Origin of the sequence: Micromonospora sp. CA-249363, assembly GCF_050950185.1 — a bacterium.
In the GTDB taxonomy this organism is placed as follows: domain Bacteria; phylum Actinomycetota; class Actinomycetes; order Mycobacteriales; family Micromonosporaceae; genus Micromonospora.
In genome coordinates, this window is the sequence record NZ_CP192020.1 from 3,975,795 (window position 1) to 3,992,746 (window position 16,952).

The window sequence follows — 16,952 nt, forward strand, 5'->3', positions numbered from 1 at the left end:
TAGCGTGTGCGGGCATGGCGACACCACCCGTATCTCCGCCGCCGACCGCCTGGTTGAGCTGCGTCGCGTCCCGTCCGGCCGCCCGGCTGCGGCTCGTGTGCCTCCCGTACGCCGGTGCCGGTGGCGGCGCGTACCGGCCGTGGGCCGCCCTGCTCGGCGACGACGTGGAGGTGTGGACCGCGCAGTTGCCCGGCCGTGAACGTCGGCTGGCCGAGCCGCCCCTGAGCACGATGGACGACCTGGTGCCGCCGCTGGTCGAGGCGATCGCCGCGCGGGTGCCGACGCCGTTCGCGATCTTCGGGCACAGCATGGGCGGCCTCCTCGGGTACGAGGTGTCGGCCCGCCTGGTCGCGCGGGGCGGCCCGGTACCGCAGCGGCTGGTGGTCTCGGCGGCCCGTCCGCCGCGCGACGCCGCGCCGCTCGGTACGGCGCACCGCCTCGACGACGCGGCGCTGACCCGCTGGCTGCACGACCTGGGCGGGATTCCCGACGAGGTGCTCGCCGACCCGGGCCTGCTGGAACTGATCCTGCCCACCGTGCGGGCCGACCTGAACGTGGTCGCGTCGTACCGGCCGGCGACCGTGACGCCGCTGCCGCTGCCGGTGGACGCGGTGGCGGCCGCCGACGATCCCCTGGTCAGCCCGGATGAGGTGGCCGGCTGGGCGGCCTGCACCGCAGCCGGCTTCTCGCTGACCGTCGTTCCCGGGGGCCACCTCTACCTGCACGACACGCCTCCCCCGCTGTCCCGCCTGCTCGACGGCGGGGCGACCGTCGACCGCGCGTACGTCGAAGGGGCCACCCGATGACCCAGGACCTGCACCCGGACCTCGCCGACCTCACCCCCGAGCAGCGGGAGCTGCTGGCCCTGCGACTGCGCCAGGCCCGCGGCAACCCGGGCCAAGCCAGCCCGGCCCGCGCCAACCAGGGCCAGGCCAACCAGGCCCGGGCCGGCCGCGCCGATCCGACACCCGCGAGCTACCCGCTCTCGTTCACCCAGGAGCAGCTCTGGTTCCTCGACCGGCTGGAGCCCGGCACGCCCGTCTACAACGTGCCCTTCGCCGAGCGCATCACCGGCCCCCTCGACGTGGCGGCGCTGCACCGGGCGGTCAACGCGGTGGTGGCCCGGCACGACGCGCTGCGGGTCGTCTTCGCGACCGTCGACGGCGTCGTCACCCAGCGGGTGTCGGACGCGCTGGAGGTGCCGCTGCCGCTGCTCGACCTGACCGGACTGCCGGCGTCGGAGCGGGAGGCGGCGGCCGAGCGGGAGATCGCGGCGCACGCGGCGGTCCGCTTCGACCTGACCAGCGGGCCCCTGCTCGCGGCACGGGTGGTCGCCCTCGCGGACGACGAGCACCTGTTGCTGGTGACCGCGCACCACATCGTCTTCGACGCCTGGTCGGCAGGTGTGTTCGTCGAGGAGTTGGTGCGCTGGTACGGCGAGTTCGCCGGGGACGTCCCGGCGGGGTTGCCCGCGCTGCCCACCCGGTTCGTCGCGCACGTCGCCGCCCGCCGTCAGCCGGAGGCCGAGCGTGAGTTGGCGGGTCACCTGGCGCACTGGCGCGAACGGCTCGCCTCCGCGCCGGCCCGGTCCACGCTGCCACCGGACCGCCCCCGGCCGCCGGTGCAGACCCACCGGGGCCGGAGCCTGCCGTTCACCGTCGACGCCGCGCTGACCGACGCCCTCGGCGGGCTGGCCCGCCGCGCCGGGGCCACCGTCAACGCGGTGGTCCTCGCCGGGCTGACCGCCCTGCTGCGCCAGGCCACCGGCCAGGAGGATCTGCTGCTCGGCATGCCCGCCGCCGGCCGGGCGAGCACCGACCTGGAGCCGCTGATCGGCTGCTTCGCCACCATGCTGGTGCTGCGGGTGGACACCGGCGGCGACCCGAGCGTCCGCGACCTCGTGCGCCGGGTGCACCGCACGGTCAGCGAGGCGTACGCCCACCAGGAGGCCCCGTACGCGCGGGTGGTGGAAGAGGTCCGCCCGGTCCGCGACCCCAGCGTGAACCCGCTCTTTCAGGTGTTGGCGACCATGACCGACGGCGGCGTACGGCAGCGGCAGGCCGCCGGGGCGACGTTCCGCCCGGTGCCGGCGGAGAGCGGCCTCACCGACTTCGACCTGTTCGTCAGCCTGACCGTCGACGGTGACCGGATCGACGGCGCGGTCGACTTCAACGCCGACCTGTACCTCGACGAGACGATCGCCGCGACCGTGGGCCGGCTGCCCGAGCTGCTGCGCGCCATGGTGGACGATCCGGACCGGCCGCTGTCGGAGGTGCCCGGGCTGCGCCGGCACCGGATCGCCCTGGCGGCCACCTTCACCGTGGATCCGCTGCGTGATCCGGTGGAGTTCTGGCTGCGCTTCCTGCGCGTACCCGCGTCGGTGGAGCTGGTCGGGTACGGCCAGTTGGTGGCCCACCTGCTGGCCGGGCCGACGGTCGACGCCACGGTCTGCCTGCTGCGGTTCCAGGACTGGCTGCGCCGGCGGGACCAGACCGCCGGGGCCCTGGACGCGGCGATGGACGACCTCGACGCGGCGGTGGCGGCGTACCGGCGGCGAACGGACGCGCCGTTGCTGCTGGTGGTCTGCCCCGCGTCGGCACGTGTCGAGGACCAGGAGCACGGCCGGCTCGACGACCGGCTGGCCGCGCTGGCGGCGCGTACGCCGGGGGTCCACGCGGTGTGGGCCGCCGACCAGGCCGGCGCCTACCCGGTCGGCGAGGTGGACGACGAGCGCGCGGACGAGTTGGGCCACGTGCCGTACACCGGGGAGTACTTCGCGGCGTTGGGCACGATCGTGCTGCGCGAGCTGCGGCGGCTCGCCGGTCAGCCGCGCCGGCTCGTGCTCGTCGACGGCGAACGGTTGCCGGTCGACCGGCTCGCCGACGCGCTGGCCGGTCACGAGGTGCGGGCGTACACGGCGGAGGCGCTCGCCGCCGCCGACCCGGCCACCACGATGGTGTTGCACAGCGACCCGGAGGCGGTCGCGGCGCTGCGCGGCGACCACCCGGGCGTGCTCGCGCTGGCCGTGCCCGCCGGCACGGAGGACCTGCGCCGGGTGCTCGCCCACGTCTGGGCCTTGGATCCGCCGGTGACGAGCGCCGGGCCGAGTGAGCTGTGCGCGCCGATCGGATCCGAGCGGGCCGCGTACGTCGTCGAGGAGCTGAGCACCGCCGCCGCCATCGCCGAGCGCAGCCGACCGGCCCCCGTGCGCACCGTCGGAGACGAGGAGGTCGTCGCGCCGCGCACCCCCACCGAGGAGCGGCTCGCCGGACTCTGGGCCGCCGCGCTCGGCGTCGAACAGGTCGGCGTGACGAGCGACTTCTTCGGCCTCGGTGGACACTCGCTGCTCGCCACCGGTCTGCTGTCGCAGGTGCAGGCCGAGTTCGGCCGGGAGGTGTCGCTCTACACCCTGTTCACCAACCCGACCGTGGCCGGGCTCGCCGCCGTGCTGGACGCCGATGAGGACGCCACCGCGCTCGCCCCGCTCACCCCTGCCCCGGCGGGTACGCCGGCGGTGGCGTCCTCGGCGCAGGTACGGCTCTGGGCGCTCGACCAGCTCGACGACGACGTGGTCCGGCACAACACCACGGCCGCCGTCGAGCTGCGCGGCGACCTCGACACGACCGCGCTGCGCCGGGCGTTCGACGACGTGCTGGCCCGGCACGAGGTGTTACGGACCACCTTCCGCGGCCGGGACGGTGAACCCGAACCGGTGGTGCACCCGCACGTCGACCCGTGGCTGGAGACGCTGGACCTGACCGCGCTACCGGCGGCGAAGCACCCCCGTACGCTGCGCCGGGCGGCCGCCGAGCTGGCCGCGCACCGGTACGACCTGGCCGCCGGGCCGCTGGTGCGCGCCCGCCTGCTGCGGCTGCCCGACCAACGCTGGCACCTGCTGCTCGGCATGCACCACATCGTCTGCGACAACACCTCGTGGAGCATCCTGCTCGACGACCTCGCCGCCCGGTACGCCCACCACGCCACCGGCGTCGACCGGCCCCTGCCGCCGCTGCCGGTGCAGTTCACCGACTACGCCCGGCACCAGCGCGAGTGGCTGGCGTCCAGCGCCGTCGAGCCGCACCTGACGTACTGGCGCAAGCGGCTGGCCGACGCGCCGCCGCTGCTGGACCTGCCCACCGACCATCCACGCCCCGACGAGAGCTCGGACGTCGCCGGGTACCAGGCCCAGCGGCTCGGCGCGGGGCTCGGCGCGGCCGTGCGGGAGCTGGCCCGGGCGGAGGGGGTCACCCCGTTCGCCGTCCTGCTGGCCGGCTTCGCGGCCCTGCTGCACACCGAGAGCGGACAACCGGACCTGGTGCTCGGCACACCCACCGCCGGCCGGGAACGCGCCGAGCTCGCCCCGCTGATCGGGTGCTTCGCCGACCTGTTGCCGCTGCGGGTGGACGCGGCGGGACGGCCCACGTTCCGCCAGCTCGTGGCCCGGGCCTACCGCACGGCCCGGGAGGCGTACCGGCACCAGGGGTTGCCGTTCGCCACCATCGTGGAGGCGCTGCGGCTGCCCCGGCAGGCCGCGTACCACCCGCTGTTCCAGTGCGTGCTCAACGTCCTCGACGGCGCGGACGAGCTGCCCGAGTTCGCCGGGCTGGCCGCCACGCCGGTCGAGGTGCCGAGCGTGGGTGTCGACTTCGACCTCTTCCTCAGCGTCACCTGGCAGGGCGACGACCTGCACGCCGACCTGGCGTACCGGGCCGACCTGTTCACCCCGGAGCGGATGGTCCGGCTGTTGACCGGCCTGGCGAAGGTGCTCGACGACGGGGTGCGTCGACCGGACGCGCCGATCGGCGCGGGTCGCCGTACGCCGGCGTCCCGGCGGTCGACGCCGCCCGCGCCCCGGCTGGTGGTCGGCGGCACCGTCGCGGTTCCGGAGCTCGCGGAGACCGTCCGCTTCTGGGCCGGGCTGCTCCACCTGCCACACACCCTCGAACAGCTCGCGCCCGGCGCGCTGCTGCGGCTGCTCCGCGACCCGGCCGCCGGGCTGGCGACCGGCCGGCGCGACCGCAACGCGCTGGTCCTGCGCTGGGAGGACCGGCTCGCACCCGGTCCGCTCGCGGCGGGCATCGCCGGGCTGCGCGACTTCCACACCGAGCTGCTGTCGGCGCTGGACGCGCACCGGTCGCGCCGCGCGGCGGCGCTGACGATCGTGGTCTGCCCGCCGTCGCCGCCGTACCGGACGTCGCCGTACACCGCTGTCTTCGCGGAGCTGACCGCGCGGCTGGCCCGGGCCCGACCGGACGTCGACGTCGTACCGGTCGAGGCGTGGGCGCGGCGCTACGGAGTGCCGAAGCTGCCCGGCGACGACTGGTCGCCGGAGCTGGCGGCGGTCACCGCGACGCTGCTGGTGCGGCGGGCGGTGCGGCATCCCGCGCTGCGCCGGCTGGTCCTACCGGCCGGGCCGCCGCACCAGCAGCCGGAGCTGGCCCGGCTGCTCGCGGCCCAGGCCCGTGCCGGGCGCGAGGTGCTGCTCACCACGACGCCGCAGCGCGCGGAGCTGTCCGCGCTGGTCACCGCCGGGATCATCGGGTACGCCCCGACGCCCGCCACCGACGCGGCCACCCTGCTCCTGCATCCGGCCACCACACCCGCGCCACCCGACGTCCTGGCGCTGCCCGTCGACGAGCGCGTCGGGCCGATGGACCTGCTGCGCGGTCTCTGGTCGCTCGACGCCGGGACCACCGTGGACGGGGACGCGCCCGTCGACCGGATTCCCGCCGGCCTGCTGGCCGAGGTGGCCACCGAGTTGGCCGACGCGGCGGCGGTGCGCGGCGCGGTCGCCGACGGGTACCGGCGCTCCGCCGACCGGGCCGCCGCCGCGCCCCGCACCGAGCGGGAACGTCAGCTCGTGGCGATCTGGTCGGAGCTGCTGCGGACCAACCAGCTCGGCATCACCGACGACTTCTTCGCCTCCGGCGGCGACTCGCTGCTCGCCATGCAGCTCGTGGCCCGCTGCGCGGCGGCCGACATCCACATCACCCCCCGACAGCTCGTCCGCCACCCCACGGTGGCCGAGCTGGCCGCCAGCCTCGGGGAGGCGAGCGCGACGTCGAACGCCGAGCAGGGCGAGGTGCACGGCGACGCCCCGCTGACCGGCGCGCAGCGATGGTTCACCGACGTCATCGCCCCCACCATGGGTCGACCCGCCCTGTTCAACCACCCCTACTACCTCGAGCTGGCCCGGCCGCTCCCGGCCGACCTGGTCCGCGAGGCGGTACGCCGACTGGTGGCCCAGCACGACGCGCTGCGGCTGCGCCTGACCCGGCAGGCGGACGGGGGCTGGCGTCAGCACCACGCCGACCCGGCCGACGCGGTGCCGTTCGTCAGCCACGACCTGACCGGACTCGCCGTCGACGAGCGGAAGGCGGCGGTCGAGGTCCACTGCGCCGAGGCGCAGACCGGCCTGGATCTCACGGCCGGCCCGCTGGCCCGGGTGGCGCACTTCCGGCTCGGCCCGGAGCTGCCCGACCGGCTGCTGCTCGTCAACCACCACCTCGTCGTCGACGCGGTCTCCCGGGGCGTCCTCCTGGCCGACCTGGAGACGCTCTGCGACCAGCTGGAACGCGGTGTCGAGCCGACGTTGCCGGCCAAGACCACGTCGTACCGCGACTGGGCGCAGCGGTTGGCCGAGTACGCGGGTTCGCCGGCACTGCGCGCGCAGGTGCCGTTCTGGCTGGCGCAGGCCGACGACGGGGTGCTGTCCCGGTTGACCGACGAGCCGACGGCCACGCCGTTCCGCCTCGGTGACCTGGGCCTCGCCACCGTGGCCCTGGACGAGGCCGCGACCCGGGGACTGCACGCCGCCGCCCGTCGGCTGCGCGCCAGCGTCCGGGACCTGCTCGTGTGGGCCGTGGTGGACACCGTCGCGGGGCGTACCGGCGGCGCGGTCACCGTCGCCACGACCGGTCACGGACGGGAAGCGCTCTTCGACGACGTCGACGTCAGCCGTACGACGGGCTGGTTCCAGGTGCTGTACCCGCTGCGCCTGGAGCTGCCCGCCACCGCCGACGCGACCCGCTCGGTCCGCTCGGTGATCCGTCAGCTCGGCCGGGTCCCGGACAACGGCATCGGCTACGCGCTGCTGCGGCACCTCTGCCCGGACGACGACGTGCGCGCCCGGCTGGCCGCCGCCGCCGCGCCGATGGTGGCGGTCAACTACATGGGCGGGTACGGGTTCGACGACGTCGCCCCGGCCAACCACCTCCTCGACGTCTGCACGGCGCCGTTCGGGCCGACCGAGGACCCCGACGGGCACTGGCCCTTCCCCTTCGACGTGACGGGATCGCTCACCGGCCCCGAGCTGCGCGTCGACCTGAGCTACGCCACTCCGGCCTTCCGGCCGGAGACCGCTGAGAACCTGCTCGACGGCATCCGGCACGGCCTGTTGCGCCTGGCCGGACGCCCCGGGCAACCGCCACGGCAGTAGGAGGAGACCCCCATGGCGTTCCGACGCCCGTCCCGGTTCGCCGGGTTCACCACGATCTGGTTCGGCCAGCTGCTGTCGGCGCTCGGCACCCGGATGACGAACTTCGCCCTGAGCATCTGGGTGTGGGACGCCACCGGCCGGGCCTTCGACCTGACCATGCTGATGGCGTTCGCGTTCGGCGCGACCGTGATCTTCAGCCCGATCGCCGGCGCGCTCGTCGACCGGTGGGGACGACGACTGACCATCGTGCTCAGTGACGTCGGCTCGGCGCTCACCACGGCCGTCGTCCTGCTGCTGTTCCTCAGCGGCTCGGTCGAGGTGTGGCACCTCTACCTGGTCAACCTGGTGACCGGCGCGTTCCTCGCGTTCCAGCTCCCGGCGTACCAGGCGACCATCACGGTGATGATGGAGAAGGGCCAGTACCCGAGGGCCAACGCGATGATGTTCGCGGTCCGGACCATTCCGGTGATCTTCGCCCCCGGGTTCGCCGCCGCGCTGCTCGGTGTTCTGGACATCAAGGTCATCCTGCTCGTCGACGCGCTCTCCTACGTCGTGGCGATCGGCGCGGTGCTGCTGGTGCAGCTCCCACCCGTGCCCCGCTCGACACAGCCGAACGAGGGCGGCTTCTGGTACGACACGATCTACGGCTTCCGCTACATCCTGGCCAGCCGGGCGTTCACCGGGCTGGAGGCGATCATGTTCGCCATCAACGTCCTCGCGGCGGTCGGCTTCGCCCTGCTGGTGCCGCAGATCCTGGCCCGCACCGACAGCAGCACCAACGCGGTCGGACTGGTGCAGACCATCGGCGCGGTGGGCGGCGTGGCCGGCGCGCTCCTGCTCGGGCTGCTGCCCAACACCCGCCACAAGATCCGCCGCATGCTGATCGCCATCCTGGTCTTCAGCGTCCTCGGCCGGATCGTCTACGGCGTCGGGGACAGCATCATCGTCTGGTCGGTCGCCCTGCTCTTCCTGCACCTGTCCATCCCGTTCATCGACGGGTACGCCCAGTCGGTGTGGCAGGAGAAGGTCGAGCCGTCCCACCAGGGCCGCGTCTTCGCCGCCCGCCAGTTCATCGAGGACCTGGCGTACCCCGGCGGCACCGCCCTGGCGGGTATCGCCGCGGACCGCTGGTTCGAGCCGATGATGCGCGAGGGCGGCCCCGGCGTGCCGTACTTCGGGTGGCTGGTCGGCAGCGGACCGGGCGCCGGAATGGGCCTGATCTTCGTGATCGTCGGTGTGTTCGGCATCGGCGTCGCGGCGGCCGGGTTCGCCTCGCCGAGCGTCCGCCGGATGGAGACCGACCTCCCCGACTACGACGAGCCGACCGATCCGCCCGCCCCGCTGCCGTCGCCGACCGGCACCGAGGAGCTGACCGACGACCGCGCGGTGGTGGCGAAGTGACGCTGACCGAGGTGGTGGCCGGGGTCCTGGAGGTGGACCCGGCCGAGGTGACCGACGAGTCCGGGCCGGAGACCATCGGCACCTGGACCAGCCTGCGCCACCTGCAACTGGTGGTGACCCTGGAGGAGGTCTACGGGCTCTCCTTCGCCTTCGACGAGATCCGGGACGTGCGCAGCGTCGGCGAGCTGCGGACGGTGCTGCGCGCCAAGGGCACGGAGACGCGATGAGCGCGGACCTGTTCACCCGACGCACCCGTTGGCAGGCGCTCACCCGCCAGCGGCCGACGCCGACGCTGCGCGTCGCGCTGCTGGCCAGCTACACGGCGGACCCGCTGGTGCCGTACCTGGGCCTGGACCTGCACGAGCGCGGTCTACCGGCCACGCTCAGCGTCGGCCCGTTCCAGCAGGTCATGCAGCAGTGCCTGGCCACCGACGGATTCCTCGCCGACGTCCGGCCGGACGTGCTGGTGGTCGCCCAGCGCCTCGAGGAGGCCGGCGACCCCGGCCCGGCCGGCGACGCGTGGGCGGCGGAGCTGCTGGCCGGGGCCGAGGCCGCCGTCACCGCCGCGCGCCGGCACGGCGCCCTGCTGGTGTACGTGCTGCCGGCCGTCCCCGCCGCCCGCCCGTGCGGGCCGGCCGACGCGATGCACGCCGACGGGGTGTCCGCCGGCGCCACCGTCGTACGACAGCGCCTGCGCGACCGGTTGGCCGGCGACCCCCGGGTGCTGCTCGTCGACGCCGACGAGGCGGTACGCGCCGTCGGCGACGAGCACGCGTACCACCAGGTGCTGTTCCGCCTCGCCAAGGTGCCGTACACCGAGGAGGTCTTCGCCCGGCTCGGGGCGACCGTCGCCACGCTGGTGGCCTCCTGGTTCGGCACGGGCTGCGGGGCGCTGGTCGTGGACGGTGACGGCCTGACCGGCGCGGCGCACCTGCTGCCGGCCCTGGGCGAGCTGCGCGCCGCAGGCGTACGGGTGGCGTTGCGCGCCACCGGCGACGACTGGTGGTCCACCGGCGACGCCGTCGACCTTCTGCGCGTGCTCGACGGCTGGGTCACCGACGACCGGCCGCTGGGCGACCAGCTCGCGGAGATCGCTGCGGAGCTGGACGTCGTACCGGCGCAGATCGTCCTGGCCGGCGTCGGCGCGGCGCAGCCACCGCCACGACACGTGCCGCTCGGGGCCGATCCCACGCTCTGGTCGGACGAACTGCGGGCGGCCGGGCTGACCGACCGGCTGCCGGAGTGCCGGTGGTCGGGCGGCACGTCCCGACCCGTCGCCGCGCCCGTCGAGCTGTCCCTGGACGACTTCGTGGCCGGCCTGCACGTCCAGGTCGACTACCTTCCGGTGGTCGCGGACGGCGTCGCCGAGGTCGCGGAGGTGGTCGCCCGGGCGCACGACTTCGCCCTCGCCCCGGCGCCACCGGCCGCCGCGTTGGCCGAGCGGGCCGACGACCTGGTGGCGATCCGGGTCCGCGACCGGTTGGGCGACTACGGAACCTCGGGCCTCGTCGCGCTGGACCGGGCCGACCACCGCTGGACCGTCGACGTCTTTTCGCTCTCCTGCCCCGTGCTGGGCAAGGGCGTCGAGGCGGCCGTGCTGCGCGAGGTGACCCGCCGGGCCGGCGCGGCGGGAGCGGACGAGGTGGTCGTGCGGTGGACCGACACGGGCCGCAACGGCACCGCCCGGCGCTTCCTGTCCGAGGTGGACGCGGTCGCGCCCGGCGATCCACGGGTCCGGCTACGCGCCACTCCCGCGAGCGACGACCAGAGCACGGGGGTACGGCGATGAGCGCGCCGCCGGTCGGCGTCGGGGTGGCCGCCCTGGCCCACGTCCTCGGCGAGCCGGTCGACGTGGCGGCGGCCGCGGCCGCGTACACGAAGGATCTTGATCGTCTGCGGTCCTGGGAGTACCGGACCTTCCACCGGGCCGGTCCCGCTGTCGGGGTGACCGACCTGGCGGTGGTCGCCGGCGGCACGGCCCTGGACCGGGCCGGGCTGTCCGCCGCCGACGTGGACCTCGTCGTGCTCGCCATCCCCGACCTGGCCGAATACCTCTACTGGGACCCGGCCGCGCACACCCAGGCCCGCCTCGGCGCGCACCGGGCCGAAGCGGTGCTGCTCAACCAGGCGTGCGGCGGCGGGGTGGCCGCGTTCGACACGGTCGCCGGTCGGTTCGCCACCCACCCCGGGTACCGGACGGCGCTGGTGATCGGCGCGAACCGGGTGTGCGAGCCGTACTGGAACCGGATGGAGGTGAACACCAGCGTCTTCTCCGACGGCGCGGCGGCGGCCGTGCTGGTCCGCGACCACGACCGGTGCCGCTGGCTGGCCACCGAGACCATCACCGACGGCCGGTACGCCGGCTTCATGCGCATGCCCGTCGGAGGCGCCGCCCAGCCGTTCACGCCGGACGCCGGCACCCCCCGCGTCGGCGACCCGGCGGACCGGCTCAACGAGTTCTTCGCCGGGGACGTCCGGCGGATGTTCCGGTTCGTCGCGACCATCCGCGAGCGCAACCGGCAGGTGGTCCAGGCGGCCTGCGCCCGGGCCGGCGTCCCGCTCGCCGACGTCCGCCGGTTCGTGCACTTCCACGACAACGCCCGGCAGTTCGCCGAGCTGGCCAAGGACCTCGGCGTGGAGCTGGAACGGACGAACGTCGAGCTGGCCCTCGCGCACGGCCACATCGGCTGCGCCGACCAGCTCATCGGCCTGGAGCGCCACCTCGACAGCGGCGAGTTGACCACCGGCGACCTGGTCGCCCTGACCAGCACCGGCAGCGGCATGCACTGGGTCTGCACCCTGCTGCGGGTCTGACCGGCCGCACCCCACCCACGGGAAGGAACACCGAACATGAGAGTCGAGGAGGTCCTGCACCGGATCCGCCGACTGCGTCGAGGCGACGCGGCCGCCGACCCGGAGCTGGCGCCCGGCCTGGTCCACCTGGACGACGCGGCGGTCACCACCGTCGCGACCGCCGGGCGGCTGCTCGCCGACGTGCCCGCCGGGAAGCTGGCCAGCCCGGACTTCCCGCTGCGCCCGCTGCGGGTCGCGGTCACCGGCACGTTCACGCCCGGCACGCTGGAACCGCTGCTGCGGGTGGCGCTGCTGCGGATCGGCATCGCCGCCGAGATCCACGTCTCCGGCTTCGACCAGCTCGTGCTCGATCTCAGCGACCCCGGCTCGGCACTTGCCGAGTTCCAACCGGACGTGACGCTCTGCCTCTTGCACGACGGCTGGTTCCTGCCCACCGAGTGGGACCCCGGCGACCTCGCCGGCCTCGCCGACGTGCTGCGCGAGCGGACCGCCGTGCTCAGCGCCGCGCTGGGCGGATACGCCGCCCGCACCGACGGCGCCGTGCTGCTGCACACCGTGCCGCTGTCCCCGTTGGAGCACCGCGGCCTGGTCAGCTTCCGGGGACGGGCCGAGCTGGGCCGCGTCTGGCGGGAGCTGAACGCCCAACTCCTGGAGCTGGGCGGACGGGACACCACGTACACCCTGGACCTGGAGACGCTGCTGGTCGACCACGACGGCCCGGTGCGCGACGAGCGCCTGTACCGGTTCGCCAGCATGGCGTGGACGCCCACGGTGGAACGCCGGTACGCCCACGAGGCGGCCACCTTCTGCCGCGCGGTCCTCGGCCGGACGGCGAAGGTGCTCGCGCTGGACCTGGACAACACCCTCTGGGCGGGTGTGCTCGGCGACGACGGGCTGACCGGCATCCAGCTCGGCACCGACTACCCGGGCAACTGCCACCGGGACGTGCAACGTCGCGCCCTGGCGCTGCGCCGGCAGGGCGTCCTGCTCGCGATGTGCAGCAAGAACGATCCGGACCTGGTGACCGAGGCGTTCGCGCAGCATCCGGACCTGCTGCTGCGCGCCGACGACTTCGTCGCGCAGGCGGTGAACTGGGGACGCAAGGACGAGAACCTGCGTCAGCTCGCCACCGGCCTCAACCTGGGCCTGGACGCCGTCGTGTTCGCCGACGACAGCCCGTTCGAATGCGAGCTGGTACGCCACGAGCTGCCGACCGTACGGGTGGTCGAGCTGGCCGGCGACCCGGCCGGTTTCTCCACGAAACTGCTCACCGAGGGGCACTTCACCGTGCTGGCCACCGGCGCCACCGACCGCGAGCGCACCGAGCTGTACCGGGCCCGGGCCGGGCGGGAGCGTTTCGCCGCCACGTTCGAGTCGGCGGCCGACTACCTGCACGAGTTGAAGTTGCGCGTGTGCGTCCGGGACGTCGACGCCCACAGCCTGCCCCGGGTCGCGCAGCTCGGGCTGCGGACCAACCAGTTCACGATGGCCGAACGGGCGCACACCGAGGCGCAGACCCGGGCGCGCGCCGACTCCCCCGACCACCTGGTGCTCACCGTCGAGGTGGCCGACCGGTTCGGCGCGGAGGGCCTGGTGGGCGGCCTGTGGCTGGACCGCGCCGACCCGGACGCGTGGGTGATCGAGAACTTCGTGCTGAGCTGCCGGGTCTTCTCCCGGGGCGTCGAGCAGGCCGCCCTGCACCGGGTCGCGGAGCTGGCCCGGTCCGCCGGCGCGACCCGCCTGGAGGCGCTGTTCCGGCCCACCGCCCGCAACAAGCCCGGCGGGGCCGTCTGGCCGTCCGCCGGCTTCACCGTGGCCGCCGTCGAGGACGGCACGACCCGGCACGTGCTGCCGCTGCACCCCCCGCCCCGGCTGCTGCCGGCGTGGATCGCCCTAGAGGAGGGAGACATCCGTGCCTGACCTGTTCACCACCGTCGCGGGCCTCATCGAGCAGGTCGCGGACGTACCGGCCGAGGAGATCTCGCCCGACGTCCGGTTCGCGTCGCTGGCCCACTGGACCAGCCTGGAGGCGCTGCGGCTGCTCTCCGCGCTGGAGGACGACCTCGGCGTACGGCTGGACCTGCGGGCGTACCTGGCGGTGACGGCCGTCGGCGAGCTGGTCGACCTGGTCGCCGGCGAACTGGACGGGGCGACCCGGTGACCGCCACCCACACCGAGGCGGCGCCGGTCGCGCCGACCCGGCTCGCCGACACCGACCTGGACCTGCTGCTGCTGATCCGGCACTTCGAGCTGGCCCTGCTCGACATGTTCGGACGCGGGGAGCTGCACGGCACGACGCACACCTGCCTGGGTCAGGAGTACGTGCCGGTGGCGCTGCGCCCGCTGCTGGACGACGGCGACTTCGTGTTCAGCAACCACCGAGGCCACGGCCACTACCTGGCGCGGTTCGACGACCCGCACGGACTGCTCGCCGAGGTGATGGGCCGCGAGGGCGCGGTGTGCCACGGCGTCGGCGGCAGCCAGCACATCCTGCGGGACCGCTACCTGTCGACCGGGGTGCAGGGCGAGAGCGCGCCGGTGGCCGCCGGGGTGGCGCTGCACCTCAGACGCACCGAACCCGGCCGGTTGGCGCTCGTCTACCTGGGCGACGGCACGTGGGGCGAGGGCGCCGTCTACGAGGCGCTGAACATGGCCGCGCTGTGGGGCCTGCCGCTGGTGCTGGTCGTGGAGAACAACGGCATCGCCCAGTCCACGCCGACCACCGCGCAGCTCGCCGGCAGCATCGGCGGCCGGGCGCGCGCCTTCGGGGTGGACCACCTGCGGATCACCTCCACCGACACCGAGGTGGTCCGCGCCGCGCTGACACCGGTGCTGCGCCGGGTCCGCGAGCGGTCCACGCCGTACGTGGTGGAACTGCTCACCCACCGGGTGGGACCGCACAGCAAGGGGGACGACAGCCGCCGCCCCGAGGAGATCGCGCACGCGCGGGCGCACGACTGGTACGCGCGTTACGCGCAGGCGTACCCGGAGCAGTTCGACGCGCACGACGAGCGCCAACGGGCGTACGTGGCGCAGGTGGTCGCCGACGTCGCCGGCCGGCCGGCGAGCCGTTGGACGGAGGAGAGCCGTGGCTGAGCGGGTGGTGGAGAACCTGAACCAGGCCCTGCACGCGCTGCTGGCCGACGACCCCACGCTGAGCGTGCTCGGTGAGGACCTCGTCGACCCGTACGGCGGGGCGTTCAAGGTGACCCGGGGACTGTCCGAACGCTGGCCGGAGCGGGTGCTGTCCACCCCGCTGAGCGAGGGCGGGATCGTCGGCGTGGCCGGTGGGCTGGCGCTGGCCGGGCAGAGCGCCATCGTCGAGATCATGTTCAGTGACTTCGTGGCGTTGGCGTTCGACCAGATCCTCAACTTCGCCAGCAAGTCCACCGCCATGTACGGCCGGCGGGTGCCGATGCGGCTGGTGGTGCGGTGCCCCAGCGGCGGCAACCGCGGGTACGGCCCGACGCACAGCCAGAGCCCGCTGAAGCACTTCATCGGCATCCCCGGCCTGAGCGTGCACGAGGTGTCGCCGTTCCACGACAACCGGGCGGTCCTCGCCGGGATGCTCGCCACCGGCCGGCCGGGGCTGCTCTTCGAGGACAAGGTCCTCTACACCACGCGCATGTACGCCGACGGCGTGGTGGACGAGCTGTTCCGCTACGACCTGATCGGCCCGGACGCCGACGTCGCCCGGATCCGGGTGGACGAGGAGGAGCAGGCCGACTGCGTGCTTGTCGTACCCGGCGGGCTGGCCGCCCGGGCCGTCTCGGTGGCCCGGGAACTGCTGCTGCGCGACGACGTCGTCTGCCAGGTGCTGGTGCCGTCGCGGCTCTGGCCGCTGGACACCGACGCCCTGCTACCGCCGATCGCCCGGGCCGGACGGGTCGTGGTGGCCGAGGAGAGCACCGCCGGCGGCACCTGGGGCGCCGAGCTGGCGCAGGTCGTGCACCGGCGGCTCTGGGGATCGCTGCGCGCGCCGGTACGCCTCGTGCACTCCGCGGACAGCGTCATCCCGACCGCCGCGCACCTCGAACGCACCGTGCTGGTGCAGGACACCGACATCCACCAGGCCGTGAAGGAGGTCGTCAGTGGTGACTGACCTGGTCGTCCCCAAGCTCAACAACAACGACACGACGTACGTCCTGCTCGACTGGCTGGCCGAGGACGGCGAGCGGGTGCGCGCCGGCGAGCCGGTCGCCGAGGTGGAGACGTCCAAGGCGGCGGAGGAGCTGCTCAGCGACGGCGACGGCGTGCTGCACCGGCTCGTCGAGGTCAACCAGGAGTGCGCCCCGGGCGACGTCATCGGCCGCGTCTTCGCCGACGAGGAGGCGCGGCAGCGGTTCCTCGCCGAGGCGGTCGCTCCGGCCGCCCCGACCCCCGACGTGCGGCCGGGTGGACCCGTCCTCACCGACTCGGCCCGGGACCTCGCCACCGCGCACGGCATCGGCGACGACGAGCTGCGTGGGCTCGGCAAGGCCGTCGTGCGGCGTACCGACGTGGAGGGTCTGCTGGCCGACCGGTCGACGGCGCCGGTGGCCACGACCGAGCCGGTGGTGGTGGCCGCGGCCGCCGCGCTGGCGGCCGGCGACGGTCCGGAGCCGGACGACCCGCGCCCGGTCCACGCGCTCTCCCGCGCCCAGCGCGCGGTGGCCGCCGTGGTCACCGAGTCGCACCGGGAGGTGCCGGCGGCGCTCGCGGTGATCAAGGTACGGGCCGACGCCGCCCTCGCGGTGGCCCGGCAGCTCACCCGCACCACCCGCACCCTGGTCGGCCTGCCGGAACTGCTGGTCAAGGCGATCGGCGGAACGCGCGAGGACCACCCGTTGCTGTTCGCCTCCCCCGGCGACGGCAGCAGCGTACGACTGGCCGAGGCGGCCCACGTCGGCGTCACCATCGACGTCGGCACGGGCCTGTTCATCCCAGTGGTCCGCGACGTGGAGGAGCTGACCTGCGCGGAAATCGCCGAGACGCTGATGGACTTCCGCAGCCGGGCCGGCGGCGAGGGCTTCCGGGCCGGCGAGCTGGCCGGCGGGACCATCGTCGTGTCCCTGCACACCGATCCCGACGTGGTGCTCGCCGGGCCGATCGTCTTTCCCGGCCAGACCTGCGTGGTGGCGATCGGTGGGACCCAGGAGGAGTTGGCGCTGGACGCGGACGGTCAGGTGGTGACCCGCCGGTTCGTCAACCTGAGCGCCGTCTACGACCACCGGGTGGTCAACGGACGCGAGGCGGTCGCCCTCCTCCAGGCCGTGAAGACGGCCCTGGAGTCCCCCGACCACCTCGCCGAGGAGTGACT

11 protein-coding genes are annotated in these 16,952 nt (G+C 74.5%); all 11 read left to right on the top strand.

Going from position 1 to position 16,952, the window contains the following annotated elements; all coding sequences use genetic code 11:
• Positions 1–14: 14 nt before the first annotated feature.
• From ACQPZK_RS18225 to ACQPZK_RS18275, 11 genes are read left to right on the top strand one after another with little or no spacing between them, the layout of a single operon-like run.
• The gene (locus ACQPZK_RS18225) at positions 15–806 is read left to right on the top strand and encodes a thioesterase II family protein (protein ID WP_433534127.1); all 792 of its coding nucleotides are present in this window, start codon (positions 15–17) and stop codon (positions 804–806) included.
• Positions 803–7,438 carry a condensation domain-containing protein gene (locus ACQPZK_RS18230; protein WP_433534128.1) on the top strand — a complete coding sequence of 2,212 codons (6,636 nt, stop codon included), beginning with the start codon at positions 803–805 and terminating at the stop codon, positions 7,436–7,438. Before ACQPZK_RS18225 ends, ACQPZK_RS18230 begins: the two co-directional genes overlap by 4 nt.
• Before the next feature lie 12 nt (positions 7,439–7,450).
• Positions 7,451–8,839, top strand: a complete 1,389-nt coding sequence (locus ACQPZK_RS18235) for an MFS transporter (RefSeq protein WP_433534129.1) — start codon at positions 7,451–7,453, stop codon at positions 8,837–8,839.
• Complete coding sequence (locus ACQPZK_RS18240) at positions 8,836–9,066, top strand: acyl carrier protein (RefSeq protein ID WP_355048096.1); 231 nt, start codon at positions 8,836–8,838, stop codon at positions 9,064–9,066. Before ACQPZK_RS18235 ends, ACQPZK_RS18240 begins: the two co-directional genes overlap by 4 nt.
• Positions 9,063–10,628 carry a hypothetical protein gene (locus tag ACQPZK_RS18245; RefSeq protein ID WP_433534130.1) on the top strand — a complete coding sequence of 522 codons (1,566 nt, stop codon included), beginning with the start codon at positions 9,063–9,065 and terminating at the stop codon, positions 10,626–10,628. The genes ACQPZK_RS18240 and ACQPZK_RS18245 overlap by 4 nt, the downstream gene beginning before the upstream one ends.
• Entirely contained in the window at positions 10,625–11,653 is a 1,029-nt protein-coding gene (locus ACQPZK_RS18250; protein ID WP_433534131.1) for a 3-oxoacyl-ACP synthase III family protein, read from the top strand. The genes ACQPZK_RS18245 and ACQPZK_RS18250 overlap by 4 nt, the downstream gene beginning before the upstream one ends.
• Positions 11,654–11,689: 36 nt before the next feature.
• Positions 11,690–13,573, top strand: a complete 1,884-nt coding sequence (locus tag ACQPZK_RS18255; RefSeq protein ID WP_433534132.1) for an HAD-IIIC family phosphatase — start codon at positions 11,690–11,692, stop codon at positions 13,571–13,573.
• On the top strand, positions 13,566–13,814 hold the full coding sequence (locus tag ACQPZK_RS18260) for an acyl carrier protein (RefSeq protein ID WP_433534133.1): 249 nt from the start codon (positions 13,566–13,568) through the stop codon (positions 13,812–13,814). The genes ACQPZK_RS18255 and ACQPZK_RS18260 overlap by 8 nt, the downstream gene beginning before the upstream one ends.
• Positions 13,811–14,749, top strand: a complete 939-nt coding sequence (locus ACQPZK_RS18265) for a thiamine pyrophosphate-dependent dehydrogenase E1 component subunit alpha (RefSeq protein ID WP_433534134.1) — start codon at positions 13,811–13,813, stop codon at positions 14,747–14,749. The genes ACQPZK_RS18260 and ACQPZK_RS18265 overlap by 4 nt, the downstream gene beginning before the upstream one ends.
• Positions 14,742–15,755: an alpha-ketoacid dehydrogenase subunit beta gene (locus ACQPZK_RS18270; protein WP_433534135.1), complete on the top strand. Its 1,014-nt coding sequence runs from the start codon at positions 14,742–14,744 to the stop codon at positions 15,753–15,755. Before ACQPZK_RS18265 ends, ACQPZK_RS18270 begins: the two co-directional genes overlap by 8 nt.
• Positions 15,748–16,950, top strand: a complete 1,203-nt coding sequence (locus ACQPZK_RS18275) for a 2-oxo acid dehydrogenase subunit E2 (protein WP_433534136.1) — start codon at positions 15,748–15,750, stop codon at positions 16,948–16,950. The genes ACQPZK_RS18270 and ACQPZK_RS18275 overlap by 8 nt, the downstream gene beginning before the upstream one ends.
• Positions 16,951–16,952: the final 2 nt, after the last annotated feature.

Coding starts and splice junctions, on each gene's coding strand:
- ACQPZK_RS18225 (WP_433534127.1), top strand. CDS start 15: ATGGCGACACCACCCGTATCTCCGCCGCCGACCGCCTGGTTGAGCTGC.
- ACQPZK_RS18230 (WP_433534128.1), top strand. CDS start 803: ATGACCCAGGACCTGCACCCGGACCTCGCCGACCTCACCCCCGAGCAG.
- ACQPZK_RS18235 (WP_433534129.1), top strand. CDS start 7,451: ATGGCGTTCCGACGCCCGTCCCGGTTCGCCGGGTTCACCACGATCTGG.
- ACQPZK_RS18245 (WP_433534130.1), top strand. CDS start 9,063: ATGAGCGCGGACCTGTTCACCCGACGCACCCGTTGGCAGGCGCTCACC.
- ACQPZK_RS18250 (WP_433534131.1), top strand. CDS start 10,625: ATGAGCGCGCCGCCGGTCGGCGTCGGGGTGGCCGCCCTGGCCCACGTC.
- ACQPZK_RS18255 (WP_433534132.1), top strand. CDS start 11,690: ATGAGAGTCGAGGAGGTCCTGCACCGGATCCGCCGACTGCGTCGAGGC.